Source organism: Bordetella genomosp. 7, from assembly GCF_002261265.1.
Taxonomy (GTDB): Bacteria; Pseudomonadota; Gammaproteobacteria; order Burkholderiales; family Burkholderiaceae_B; genus Bordetella_A.
The window spans coordinates 461,420-474,493 of record NZ_NEVK01000008.1; the positions used below are offsets into that span (position 1 = coordinate 461,420).

Genomic DNA, 13,074 nt, shown 5'->3' on the forward strand with positions numbered 1-13,074 from the left:
GTACCTATCCGTTGCAAGCACCATGGTGAGCGCGCCGCAATCCCATACTCCCGATCTGAGCGATATTGTCTTTACCGACTGGGTCGAGCGCTGGCTGCCCCGCGCCTGGCGTCCCTATGCACGGCTGTGCCGGCTGGATCGCCCCATCGGCACCTGGCTGACGCTGCTGCCCTGCATTGCCGCGCTGATCCAGGCCGCAGGCGGCCTGCCCGACCTGCGCCGGCTGATCATCTTTTCGCTGGGCGCATTGCTCATGCGGGGCATCGGCTGCACGGTCAACGACATGTGCGACCGCGACATCGACAAGCACGTCGAACGCACGCGCTTCCGGCCCCTTACCAGCGGCCAGCTCAGCATGCGCAACGCGGTGTGGTTCCTGCTGGGGCAATTGCTGGTATGCGCGTCGCTGCTGTTTTTCATCAACGAGATGAGCCGCTGGCTGGCGGTGGCGGTGCTGCCCTTCGTGTTCATCTACCCTCTTTGCAAGCGCGTCACGTACTGGCCCCAGATCGTGCTGGGCATCTGCTTCAATTGGGGCATGCTGATGGCCTGGTCCGACACGCAGAACACGGTGCCGCTGGCGGCCATCGCAATGTGGCTGGGCGCCGTGCTCTGGCAAGTGGGCTATGACAGCATCTATGCCTATGTCGACGTGCGCGACGACCTGCAACTGGGGCTGCGTTCTACCGCCATGCGTTTCGGCGGCCGCGGCAAACAGTGGATCGGCGGCTTCTACGTGGCCACCATTGCGTTGTGGGCCTGGGGCGGCTACGCGATGGGCCTGGGCTGGGCCTACCATGTCGGCATCGCCGTGGTGGCGACGCACCTGGCCTGGCAGCTGGTCACATTCGACCTGAAACGCCCCGACCGCAATTTCATGCTGTTTCGCGCCAATCTCTGGACGGGCGCGCTGCTGGTGGCGGCGGCCCTGGCCGGCACCCTGTTCTGACCCCGGCCGACCCGGTCGGCCCCGCCTCGCAAGGAGCCCGCATGCCCGTGCAACTACGCATTGTCTTCGCCCTGTCCGCCGCGCTGCTCGCCACGGCCGCCGCCGCCCAGGAGCAGGCGCAGGATTGCTCTGCGCTGCGCGGTTGCGCGGCCAAGTTCTGCCAACTGGAAACCAACATCGCGGCGGCGCAGGCGCACGGCAATTCCGCACAGGAAGCCGGCCTGCGCCGCGCGCTGTCTGAAGCGCGCGGGTCCTGCACCGACGCGTCGCTGCGGGCGCAACGCCAGGAAGCCCTGGCCGAGCGCCGCGCCGAACTCAAGGAACGCGAAGACGAACTTGCCGAAGCCCGCCGCGACGGCCGGCCGGACAAAATCGACAAAGCCCTGCGCAAGCTGAAAGAAGCGCAGGACGAGCTCAAGCAGGCTCAAGCCGATCTGCTGCGCTAGGCGCATGCCGGCAAACCGCAACAGTCGGGTGGATTAGTCGCGATTTTGGAATGATATTTTCGAAAAACTAGGGTTTATCCTAGTGCGCGACGCATCCAGAATGTCATCACCGGGAAACAACTGCGCCGAATTCCTCCGGCGCGTATCCCGATCAGACATCTGGAGATCCACTATGAAGACGCTTACCACCGCCATTCTGCTGTCCCTGGGGCTGTCCGCCGGCGCCTACGCCGCCGACACCCAGCCCCCGCTGACCCGCGCCCAAGTACAGGCCGAGCTGGCCCAGGCCAAGGCCAGCGGCGAGTACAGCTTCGGCGAACTGGACTACCCCGCCGTCCAGGCGCAGGCTTCGCACCTGACGCGCGCGCAAGTGCAGGAAGAGCTCGACCAGGCCCGCGCCGCTGGCCTGGTTACCTACGGCGAAGAGCAATACCCGCCCCAGGCCGCCGCTAGCCCCGGCAGCCACCGGACGCGCGGCGAAGTGCGCGCCGAGCTGGCCCATGCCAAGGCCTCGGGCGAATATTCGTTCGGCGATCTGGACTATCCGCCGCAAGGCTGATCGACCCGCCACGCGGCGCCGCGCACGGGCCTTCTTCGGAAGGCCTGTTTTATTTGGCGCCGCGTATCGCTTAGTCGAATCAACGGCTATAGGCGCCATTTTGACGGTGTTGCATGTACTTTACGACGCTTTGCATACTACATATCGACACGGGCCGAAGGTAGCATCAGACCATAGCAACCTCGAGGAGCCCGCCATGTCGTTATCGCCGCTACCCGTCACCATCCTGGGCGCAGGCAAGATCGGATTCGCCATCGCCCTGCTTTTGCAGCGTACGGGCGACTACGTCGTAAGCGTGGCCGACCAGGATAGCGAGCGGCTCGCCCCCGTGGCGGCGCTGGGTTGCCAGACGCTGCATGTGCGCGATGACGCGGCCCTGCAAGACGCCGTGGCCGGGCGCTATGCCGTGCTGAACGCGCTGCCGTTCCACCGCGCCGTGGCCGTGGCCCGCCTGTGCGCGCGGCTGGGCGTACATTATTTCGACCTGACGGAAGACGTGGCCAGCACCGATGCGATCCGCGAACTTGGAGCGGACGCCCGCAGCGTGCTGATGCCGCAATGCGGGCTGGCGCCCGGCTTCATAGGCGTGGTCGGCAACGACCTGGCAAGGCGCTTCGATACGCTGCTCGACCTGCGCATGCGCGTGGGCGCGCTGCCGCGCTATCCCACCAACGCGCTGCGCTACAACCTGACCTGGAGCACCGAAGGGTTGATCAATGAGTACTGCAACCCTTGCGTGGCGTTGGTCGATGGCCAACTCGCCCACGTCGCACCGCTGGAAGGCTACGAGACATTCACGCTCGACGGCATCGAGTACGAGGCGTTCAACACGTCGGGCGGCCTGGGCACGCTACCGCAGACCTGGGCGGGCAAGGCGCGCAACATCGACTACAAATCGGTGCGCTACCCGGGTCACTGCGCCATCATGAAGCTGCTGCTCAACGACCTGCGCCTGCGCGACCGGCGCGACTTGCTGCGGGAGATCCTGGAAAACGCCGTACCCGCCACCGAACAGGATGTCATTGTGATTCTGGCCTCGGCATCCGGCATGCGGCACGGGCAACTGCTGCAGCAGTCGTACACCACGCACATTTATGCCGGCGACGTCGACGGCCATTCGCTAAGCGCCATACAGCGCGCCACTGCGGCGGGCATCTGCGCCGCGCTGGATCTCGTGGCAGAACAGGCGCTGCCGCAGCGGGGTTTCGTCGGCCAGGAAAACATTGCCCTGGCGGCCTTGCTGGCCAACCGGCACGGCAGCATCTATGCGGCCCGGCAGGCCGACGCGGTGCCTGCCTGAGGGCCGGCCGCGGCGGGCGCGGCTAGGCCCAGCCTTCCAGGCGCAGCGTGGCCCGCACCAGCCGCTGTTCTTCCTGCTCGATGTCGAGCAGGCTCTGCCGGACGCTATTGACGTGCTCGGTCGCGGCGCGATGCGCCTGCTCCGGCAGGCGCGCCACCACGGCTTCGAACACAGCGGCATGCTGACGTTCGATCTGACCACGGTGCGGATCGCGGTGATACAGGTTGTTGACGCAGGCGAATACCGATCCCAGCATCAAGTCCGTCAGCGACTGCAGCGTGTGCGTCAGCACCGGGTTGTGCGACGCTTCGCAGACCGCCAAGTGGAAAGCGTGATCCAGGTGCGCATGCGTAGCGCTGTCGGTGTCGTGCTCATGCGCGGCCACCATGGCCTCGTAGCGGCGGCGGATCATGATGAAATCGGCCTCGGTGCCGCGTATGGCCGCCAGGCGCGCCGATTCGCCTTCCAGCAAGGCGCGCACCTCGAGCAGGTCGTAAAGCGTGCGCGGCTGCGAATGAAACAGGTGCACCAGCGGGCCCGCGTCCACTTGCGAGATGGGCGCCACGAACGAACCCTTGCCCTGCTCGGTGCGAATAAGGCCGCGCGCGCGCAGCAGCTTCAGGCCCTCGCGCAGCGCGGTGCGCGATGCGCCGAGCTTTTCGGTAAGGCGCCGCTCGGACGGCAGCGGCTGGCCGGCCTTGAGCACGCCGTCCATGATCAGGCGTTCGATCTGTTCGGCGACCACGTCGGCCACCTGTCGCCCGCGGGGGGTGGTGTCGGTAGACATGAAACTGGTATGACCAGACGCTGGCAACCCAGCGCATTCCGGCTAATGTTCGTCAATTAACGGAAATAGAACCATAAAATCCGCCATCGACGCAAATCGGGCCTGAATAAACTGGTATGACCAGTGGCCTGGGATCTGGACATTGGCGCGCCCTGCACCGATCATGTGGGTTCGCTGTTCCGGCAGTGCCGGCCCCGTTTTTTGTATCCGAGATTCCCAATGACCGAACGTATTCAGCAAGACGGCCTGCAAGTGGCGGCCGCGCTTCATCGCTTTATCGAAGAAGAAGCCCTGCCGGCCAGCGGCATCGACAGCCGGCAGTTCTGGTCGGGCTTTGCCGCGCTGGTGCGTGACCTGGCCCCGCGCAACCGTGCGCTGCTGGCCGAACGCGACCGGCTGCAGCAAGAGCTCGACGATTGGCATCGCGCCAACCCCGGGCCGGTGCGCGACCTGCGCGCCTACCGCGCCTTTCTCGAAAAGGTGGGCTACCTGCAGCCCCAGCCCGAAACGGTAAAGGTACAAACAGACAACGTCGACGCCGAAATCGCCGAGCAGGCGGGCCCGCAGCTGGTCGTGCCGGTATCGAATGCGCGCTATGCGCTCAACGCCGCGAACGCGCGCTGGGGCAGCCTGTACGATGCTCTGTACGGCACCGACGCCATCGCGCCCACCCCGGGCGATACCGGGCGCGGCTATCACCCCGCGCGCGGCCAGGCCGTCATTGCGCGGGCGCGCGCCTTCCTGGACCAGGCCGCGCCGCTGGCGCAGGGTTCGCACGCCCAGGCCACAGGCTATCGCGTCGCCAACGGGCAATTGGCCGTCGACCTGGAGCAGGGCACGACCGGCCTGGCAGATGCCACGCAGTTCGCCGGCTACCAGGGCGACGCACAAGCGCCTGCGGCCATCCTGCTCAAACACCACGGCCTGCACATCGAGATCCAGATCGACCGCGTTCACGCCATAGGCGCCACCGACGCGGCGGGCGTCAAAGACGTCGTGGTCGAGGCCGCGCTGACCACCATCATGGACTGCGAAGACTCGGTGGCCGCCGTCGATGCCGAAGACAAAGTGCAGGTGTACCGCAACTGGCTGGGCCTGATGAAGGGCGACCTTGCCGAACAAGTCACCAAGGGCGGGCAGACTTTCACGCGCCGCCTGAACCCCGACCGGGAATACCGGCAGCCCGACGGCGGCACGCTGACGCTGCACGGCCGCTCGCTGATGTTCGTGCGCAATGTGGGCCACCTGATGACCAACCCCGCCGTGCTCGACGCCGACGGGCACGAAATTCCGGAAGGCATCCTGGATGCGGTGGTGACCACGCTGGCCGCCCTGCCCGACCGCGCCAGCCGCCGCAATTCGCGCACGGGATCGATCTATATCGTCAAGCCCAAGATGCACGGCCCCGCCGAAGCGGCCTTTGCCAACGAACTCTTCGACCGCGTCGAAGACCTGCTGGGCCTGCCTCGCCATACCGTGAAAATGGGCATCATGGACGAAGAGCGGCGCACCAGCGTCAACCTGAAAGCCTGCATCCATGCGGCCGCCGGGCGCGTGGCTTTCATCAACACCGGGTTCCTCGACCGCACGGGCGATGAAATGCACACCACCATGCAGGCCGGCCCCATGATGCGCAAAGGCGACATGAAATCCAGCGCCTGGATCGCCGCCTACGAGCGCAGCAACGTGCTGGTGGGGCTCGACTGCGGGCTGCGCGGCCGCGCACAGATCGGCAAGGGCATGTGGGCGATGCCCGACCTCATGGCGGCGATGCTCGAACAGAAAATCGCGCACCCCAAGGCGGGTGCCAACACGGCGTGGGTGCCTTCGCCCACCGCGGCCACGCTGCATGCGCTGCACTACCACCAGGTCGATGTGCAGGCCGTCCAGCAAGAGCTCGAACGCACCTCGCTCGCCAGCGTGCGCGACGAACTGCTCGACGGCCTGCTGACCGTGCCGGTGGGCAACCCGGCCGACTGGAGCCCCGACGACATCCGCAATGAACTCGACAACAACGCGCAGGGCATCCTGGGCTACGTCGTGCGCTGGATCGATCAGGGCGTGGGTTGCTCCAAGGTGCCAGACATCAATAACGTGGGCTTGATGGAAGATCGCGCGACGCTGCGCATTTCCAGCCAGCACATTGCCAACTGGCTGCACCATGGCATCGTCACGCGCGAACAGGTGCAGGACACCTTCGAGCGCATGGCCAAGGTGGTGGATGCACAGAACGCCGCCGACCCGCTGTACCAACCAATGGCTGGGCACTTCGACACGTCGATCGCTTACCAAGCCGCCTGCGCCCTGGTGTTCGAAGGGCTGGCCCAGCCCAACGGCTACACCGAGCCGCTGCTGCACAAGTACCGTCAGGCCTGCAAGGCGCGCCTGCAAGCCGCCGGCTGACGCCGCCCCGCGGGGCGCCCTGTGGTGCAGGGACGCCCCCGCCGGGGCTTCAGTAGCCTTTGGCAGGGTCGTATAAATTGGGCAGCGGCTCGCCCGCTTCGCAGCGGCGGATCAGCTCTGCAACATAGCGGGCGCGCTCGCGGCGCGTGGGCGTGGCCGCGCAATGCGGGGTAATCAGCACACCCGGATGCCGCCACAGCGGCGAGCCTGCCGGCAGGGGCTCGGTGTCGAAGACGTCCAGCACCGCCTGCGACAGTTGCCCGCTGTCCAGCGCGTCGATCACATCGCCTTCCACCATATGCGATCCGCGTCCCACGTTGATCAGGGCCGCGCCGCGCGGCAACTGCGCGAATGTCTCGGCGCACAGAATGCCGCGCGTGACTTCGGTGCCAGGAAGCAGGCACACCAGGATATCGGTGCGCGCCAGGAACTCCGGCAACTGCTGCGCGCCGGCATAGCTCTCGACCCCGGGCAAGCCGGCCACCGAGCGCGACCAACCCGCGGTGGGAAAGCCCGTACGCGCCAGCAGGGTGGCGGTGGCCGCCCCCAAGGCGCCCAGGCCCATGACGCCCACGCGCATGTCGCGCATCATGCGCGGCACTTCGGGCGTATCCCAACGGCAGATGGCCTGGTCGTTCGTGTAGCGCTTGAATTCCTTGGTGATCGCCAGGGCGGCAGCCAGCACGAATTCGCTCATTTCGTCGGCGGTTTCCTGCATGACCAGGCGGGCAATGGGCACGTGCTCGGGGCGTCGCGGGTCGGCCAGGATATGGTCCACGCCCGCGCCGGAACTGATGATGAGCTTCAAGCCGGAAAGCGACGCCAGCCAGCCCGGGTCGGGTTCCCACACCAGCGCATAGCCCACCTCGGAAGGATCGTCCAGGGGCTCATGCTGGCCACAGACCTGCAACCCGGGAGCAAATTCGGCGAAATGCTCGCGCCATTCGGGCAGGGCCTGCGGCCCCCCCGATTTGATGACCAGCCGCATGCGAATGGGTTTCCTTGTTCAATTCATGCCGCGCGCGTGGCGAGGCTTACACCAGCTTCCATTTCTTGAGCAGCGCATCGAGCTCGCCACTGCGCTTGAGCTCGTCCAGCGCGGCCTGCAGTTTCTGCTTGAGCGCGTCTTCGCCCTGCCGCAGGCCCAGCCCGATCGAACCCGGCAACGAGGCCTTGTAGCTCTGTACCAGCCGGGAACGCGGAAACTGCCCCTGGCCCAGATAGTAGGAAAGCGTGGGGTAATCGGCAATGCCCGCCTCGATGCGCCCGGCATTGACGTCGCGCATGATGTCCGGAATGGTGTCGTAGACCTTGATCTCCTTGAAAATGCCGGCGCTCTTTAACGCGTCCACGTACACCGTGCCCACCTGCGCACCCACCACGCGGTCTTTGAAGGCCTGGTACGACGTGTAGTCGGTCTTGTCTGTGGAAGGCACGATCATGCCTTCGCCATAGGTGTACACGGGTTTGGTGAAGTCGATTACCTGCCTGCGCTTGTCGGTGATGTACATGGCCGACGCGATGATGTCGATTTTCCTGGAAGTCAGCGACGAGATCAGCGCAGAAAACTCCATCGGCTCGACTGCCGGGGTAAAGCCGGCATGCTTGCCCACGGCTTGGATCAGATCGACCATGAAGCCTTGCATCTGCTGGGTAGCGGGATCCAGGAATGAAAACGGCACGCCATTGGTTTCGGTGCCCACCTTCATCACCGTCTGCGCCGTGGCGGGCGTAACCGCGGCGGCCAGAGAAACCGCCGCGGCGGCCAAGGCAAGTTTCATGCTTCGAATCATCATCGTGCTCCAGTAAGTGGCTCGTCGCCGTGGGTGAACGAAGAAAGACACGCGCATGGGGCAAGCACCCCATGCAAGCTATTTGACCATCGCGCACCGCCGCGAAACACCCGTAGGAACCCGCCCGGGGCTGCACATCGAACAGCGGGCCGGATTGTTCAGGCGCCGAAAGCGCCAGGTGTATGCCAGGTAAGCGCCAGGCGTCGCCCGCCCGCCACCCGAAGCGATCTCCCAGGTGTCTGACACCCAAAGGGTGTCAGACACCAACGGCGTTGCCCACGCCCTTCACCCGAAGAAGTTCCCACAGGTGTCTGACTCCCAACGGGTGTCAGACACCAACGGCGCCACCCACACCCCCACCCGAAGAAATTCCCCAGGTGTCTGACTCCCAAAGGGTGTCAGACACCAACGGCGCCACCCACACCCCCACCCGAAGAAATTCCCCAGGTGTCTGACTCCCAAAGGGTGTCAGACACCAACGGCTCCACCCACACCCCCCACCCGAAGAAATTCCCCCAGGTGTCTGACTCCCAAAGGGTGTCAGACACCACAAGGCGCCACCCCACCCTCCACCCGAAGAGACGCCTTTGGGCCGCAGACACTGCCGCGTTCGGCGGGTCTTGACATCAAATTATGCTCAGACGTAGCATAAATACCCACGCCTCTTTTTTTGCCAACAAAATGCTCTTACTGAGCATAATCGCGCTCACGCAGCAGGAGACTTAGCAATGGATACGCCCGCCCTTCGGCCGGTTGAGTTCGACCTTCCCGCGCCGACGACCGCCGCGCAGTGTCCGGCCACGACGGGCCGGGCATGGGCGCGGGTGCCCGAACCTCTGCCGCCCGCCCACAAGGCCGAGACCATGGGCCGCATACGCGAACTGCTGCAGAGCCGGGGCGCAGTGCTGGTGGCGCATTACTACGTGGACGCCGACGTGCAGGAACTCGCCGAAGCCACCGGCGGCTGTGTGGGCGATTCACTCGAAATGGCCCGCTTTGGCCGCGACCATCCCGCCGACACACTGGTCGTGGCCGGCGTGCGCTTCATGGGCGAAACGGCGAAAATCCTCAGCCCGCACAAGCGCGTGCTGATGCCCGACCTGCAGGCCACTTGTTCGCTGGACCTGGGATGCCCGGCCGAAGATTTCAGCGCATGGTGCGATGCGCATCCCGACCGTACCGTCGTGGTGTATGCCAACACCAGCGCGGCGGTAAAGGCCCGCGCCGACTGGGTGGTGACCTCGTCGATCGCGCTGGACGTCATCGCCGACCTGCACGCACGCGGCGAACGCATCCTGTGGGCGCCCGACCGGCACCTGGGCAGCTATGTGCAGCGGCAGACCGGCGCCGACATGTTGTTGTGGCAAGGCGCCTGCATTGTGCACGACGAATTCAAGGGCACCGAGCTGGAATTGCTGCGCGCCGAACATCCGCACGCGCGCGTGCTGGCGCACCCGGAATCGCCGCAGGCCGTACTCGCCCAGGCCGACGTAGTGGGCTCCACCACGCAACTGATCGACGCGGCGCGCAAACTGGACGCCAGCCATTTCATCGTGGCCACCGACCAGGGCATTCTGCACAAGATGCGCGCCGCGGCGCCGGGCAAGTCATTCATCGCGGCGCCCACCGCGGGCAACAGCGCCACCTGCAAAAGCTGCGCGCATTGCCCCTGGATGGCCATGAACGAACTGGCCGGGCTGGTCCGCGTGCTGGAGCATGGCGACAACGAGATCACGCTGGACCCCGCGCTGGGCCAGCGCGCCCGGCGCCCCATCGACCGCATGCTGGCGTTTGCCGACGCGCGCAGGCAGCGCGTGCGCGCCAGCGGCGACTTGGCCCGCGACATGGCGCTGTACCAGCACGTCGGGCCCGCCTGAACGAGACGCCCGATGAAATACGACGTGCTTATCGCCGGCTGCGGGCTGGCCGGCCTGACCGCCGCGCTGGAGCTCGCGGCACATCGCCGCGTGGCCATACTGGCCAAGGGCGGCGCCGAACACAGCGCCAGTCATCGCGCCCAGGGCGGCATCGCCGCGGCGCTAGGCCCCGATGACAGTGTGGACGAACACGTGCGCGATACGCTGGAAGCGGGCGGCGGGCTGTGCGACCCCCAGGCCACCCGCCGCATCGCCGCCGACGCGCGGCGCGCCATTGAATGGCTGCAAGCGCAGGGTGTGGCGTTTACGCAGGCAGACGGCAAGCCGCCGGCGCTGCACTTGACGCGCGAGGGCGGACATGGCCGCCGCCGCATTGTGCACGCTGCCGACGCCACGGGCCGGGCCATGGTGGCCGCGCTGGCCAGCCAGGCACGGCAACATCCGAACATTACCTTCCTGCCCCGGCATTACGCCATCGACCTGGCAATCAGCGGCCCCGCCGGCACCCCGGGGGCGCGCTGCAACGGCCTGCACGTGTTCGATGAGGACCGCGGCCGCATCGAGACGCTGGCCGCCTCGCACGTGGTGCTGGCCACCGGCGGGGCGGGCCGGGTGTACGCCCACGCCACCGCGCCGGCAGCGGCCACCGGCGACGGCATCGCCATGGCCTGGCGCGCCGGTTGCCGGGTCGCCAACCTGGAATTCATCCAGTTCCACCCCACGGCCCTGTACCACCCTGAAGGCGATACTTTTCTGATTTCCGAGGCGGTGCGCGGCGAGGGAGGGCGGTTGCTGCTGCCCGATGGCACACGCTTCATGCCGGCCCATGATGCGCGCGCAGAGCTCGCGCCGCGCGATGTCGTGGCGCGAGCCATCGACACCGAAATGAAGCGGCATGGTCTTGATTGCGTGTACCTGGATATCAGCCACCAGCCCCGCGCATTTCTGTTGGAACACTTTCCCACGATCCATGCACACTGCGCGAAGCTGGGGCTGGACATGGCTGCCGGCCCCATTCCCGTGGCGCCGGCCGCGCACTACACCTGCGGGGGCGTGCTGACCGACACCGCCGGCCGCACCGACCTGCCGGGCCTGTACGCAATCGGCGAAACGGCCTGCACGGGCCTGCATGGAGCCAATCGCCTGGCCAGCAATTCGCTGCTGGAATGCGTGGTGATGGGGCGCGCCGCGGCGCGTGCCATGCTGCAGGCGCCCCCCGCACACGCATGGGCGCCGGTCGCGCCCGTGTCCGGGGCGCGCGCGGTTGCGTGCGCGCATCCTTTACTGGCGGCACGCCGGCAGGCGTTGCGCGAGCTCATGCGTGACGATGCCGGCATCGTGCGCGCCAACGCCGGCCTGGCCCGGGCCGCGCGGCGCATCGCGCAATGGCAGGCCGAAGCGCAACAGTGGTGGACGCACGACGGCGTCAGCGGCGAACTGCTGGAACTGCGCAATCTGCTGCAAGTGGCCGCGCTGATCGTGCAGGCGGCCGCCGCCCGGCCGGAAAGCCGCGGCGCCCACTACAACCAGGATTGGCCGCAAGCCCTGCCCGACGCCCGCCCCAGCATCCTGCGCCATCCGCACCCCCTGCACGACCACGCCGGCCAGGCGCACGGCTTGCCCGAAACTTCGCAGCCCGAAGCGGCATAGTCCCGGTTGGCGGGTTGGTGTCTGACACCTGGCGGAGTCAGACACCCGTCATTACGCGGCATGGTCGGGCGTGCGGACAGAGTGTCTGACACCTGGCGGAGTCAGACACCAGCCTTTGCGCGGCATGGTCGGCCGCGCGCACAGGTATGATCTGGCAATTACTTGCTACCTCAATGAATATCATGACCGGTTTCGAACACAACCCGTTTCTGCATTCGCTGGGCGCCGTTATCGAAAGCTGGGGAGACGGCCAGATCGTGTTGAGCATGGACCTGCGCCCCCAGCACCTGAACCGCCAGGGCGCGCTGCAGGGCGGCGTGGTGTGTTCGCTGCTGGACGCCGCCTGCGGCTACTCGGGCATCGTGCCGCAGGCCGACGACAGCCAGGGCAACGCCGTGACGATATCGCTGGCGATCAACTTCGTCGGCTCGGTCACGTCGGGCCGCGTGATCGCCACCGGCAACGTCATCGGCCGCGGCCGCAAGATCTATTTCGCACGCGCCGAAGTGTGCACCCCCGACGGGCGCGTGCTGGCCTCGGCGCAAGGATCATTCAAATACGGCAGCCCCAAATTGCTGGCCGCCGCCCCCGAAACGGAGACTGCTGCATGAGCGACACGTCGCATATCGTCGAACAGGCCATCGTATCGCGCCAGAGCGTGCGCGGCTTTCTGCCCAAGCCGGTTCCCCAGGCGCTGATCCGCCGCATTTTGCAGGCGGCCGCGCGCGCACCCAGCGGCAGCAATATCCAGCCCTGGAAAGTGCATGTGGTCACCGGCGCCACGCGCGACGCGCTGTCCCGCGCCCTGCTGCAGACTCACGAACGCGGCGAACGCGAACGGCGCGAATACCAGTATTACCCCGTGAACTGGCGCAGCCCCTACCTGGACCGCCGCCGCGAAACCGGCTGGGGCCTGTACAGCCTGCTGGGCATCCAGAAGGGCGACCGCGAAGCCTCGGCCCGCCAGCACGGGCGCAACTACGAATTCTTTGGCGCGCCGTGCGTGTTGCTGTTTACCATCGACAACGACCTGGACAAGGGCAGCTGGCTCGACTACGGCATGTTCCTGCAGAACATCATGATCATGGCGCGCGGCTGCGGTCTGGATACGTGCCCGCAGGCGGCGCTGGCGAACTATCCCGACATCGTCAAGCAGCACCTGCGGATTCCCGACAACCAGATCGTGGCGTGCGGCATTGCCATCGGTTACCAGGACCCGGACGAGCCCGCCAACCAGTACCGCACCACCCGCGTGCCCGTGGACGAATTCGCCGTCTTCCACGGCGACTAGCAGGCCGGGCGCGCACTGC

12 protein-coding genes are annotated in these 13,074 nt (G+C 66.5%); 9 read left to right on the forward strand and 3 right to left on the reverse strand.

The features are described 5' to 3' along the window. Nucleotides 1-22 precede the first annotated feature (22 nt). The 4 genes from ubiA (at nucleotide 23) to CAL19_RS18045 (ending at nucleotide 3,254) form a co-directional block, all read left to right on the forward strand. The gene (gene ubiA, locus CAL19_RS18030) at nucleotides 23-949 is read left to right on the forward strand and encodes a 4-hydroxybenzoate octaprenyltransferase (RefSeq protein WP_432759169.1); all 927 of its coding nucleotides are present in this window, start codon (nucleotides 23-25) and stop codon (nucleotides 947-949) included. Between the two features lie 41 nt (nucleotides 950-990). After that, nucleotides 991-1,395 carry a DUF1090 domain-containing protein gene (locus CAL19_RS18035; RefSeq protein WP_026639563.1) on the forward strand — a complete coding sequence of 135 codons (405 nt, stop codon included), beginning with the start codon at nucleotides 991-993 and terminating at the stop codon, nucleotides 1,393-1,395. Nucleotides 1,396-1,567: 172 nt separating this feature from the next. Continuing rightward, a complete protein-coding gene (locus CAL19_RS18040; protein WP_094797593.1) occupies nucleotides 1,568-1,954 on the forward strand; it encodes a DUF4148 domain-containing protein in 387 nt (128 codons plus the stop codon). 196 nt (nucleotides 1,955-2,150) lie between these two features. Continuing rightward, nucleotides 2,151-3,254 (forward strand): saccharopine dehydrogenase family protein, encoded by a 1,104-nt coding sequence (locus CAL19_RS18045; RefSeq protein WP_094797594.1) that lies wholly within the window; start codon nucleotides 2,151-2,153, stop codon nucleotides 3,252-3,254. Nucleotides 3,255-3,276: 22 nt separating this feature from the next. On the opposite strand, the gene glcC is transcribed toward CAL19_RS18045, so the two are convergent. Next, nucleotides 3,277-4,041, reverse strand: a complete 765-nt coding sequence (glcC, locus tag CAL19_RS18050; RefSeq protein ID WP_026639560.1) for a transcriptional regulator GlcC — start codon at nucleotides 4,039-4,041, stop codon at nucleotides 3,277-3,279. Between the two features lie 219 nt (nucleotides 4,042-4,260). Here glcC and CAL19_RS18055 point away from each other — a divergent pair, with 219 nt between their 5' ends. After that, on the forward strand, nucleotides 4,261-6,444 hold the full coding sequence (locus tag CAL19_RS18055) for a malate synthase G (RefSeq protein WP_026639559.1): 2,184 nt from the start codon (nucleotides 4,261-4,263) through the stop codon (nucleotides 6,442-6,444). A 49-nt stretch (nucleotides 6,445-6,493) separates the two neighbouring features. On the opposite strand, the gene CAL19_RS18060 is transcribed toward CAL19_RS18055, so the two are convergent. Further along, a complete protein-coding gene (locus CAL19_RS18060; protein WP_094797595.1) occupies nucleotides 6,494-7,432 on the reverse strand; it encodes a 2-hydroxyacid dehydrogenase in 939 nt (312 codons plus the stop codon). A 46-nt stretch (nucleotides 7,433-7,478) separates the two neighbouring features. Next, on the reverse strand, nucleotides 7,479-8,225 hold the full coding sequence (locus CAL19_RS18065; protein WP_026639557.1) for an ABC transporter substrate-binding protein: 747 nt from the start codon (nucleotides 8,223-8,225) through the stop codon (nucleotides 7,479-7,481). A gap of 740 nt (nucleotides 8,226-8,965) precedes the next feature. Between CAL19_RS18065 and nadA the strand changes: the two genes are divergently transcribed. From nadA to CAL19_RS18085, 4 genes are all read left to right on the forward strand, one after another. Next, nucleotides 8,966-10,114, forward strand: coding sequence for a quinolinate synthase NadA (gene nadA, locus CAL19_RS18070; protein WP_026639556.1), 1,149 nt, complete (start codon nucleotides 8,966-8,968; stop codon nucleotides 10,112-10,114). A gap of 12 nt (nucleotides 10,115-10,126) precedes the next feature. Next, complete coding sequence (gene nadB, locus CAL19_RS18075; RefSeq protein ID WP_094797597.1) at nucleotides 10,127-11,764, forward strand: L-aspartate oxidase; 1,638 nt, start codon at nucleotides 10,127-10,129, stop codon at nucleotides 11,762-11,764. 182 nt (nucleotides 11,765-11,946) lie between these two features. After that, a complete protein-coding gene (locus CAL19_RS18080) occupies nucleotides 11,947-12,375 on the forward strand; it encodes a PaaI family thioesterase (protein WP_231494567.1) in 429 nt (142 codons plus the stop codon). Continuing rightward, a complete protein-coding gene (locus tag CAL19_RS18085; protein WP_026639555.1) occupies nucleotides 12,372-13,055 on the forward strand; it encodes a nitroreductase family protein in 684 nt (227 codons plus the stop codon). The genes CAL19_RS18080 and CAL19_RS18085 overlap by 4 nt, the downstream gene beginning before the upstream one ends. Nucleotides 13,056-13,074: the final 19 nt, after the last annotated feature.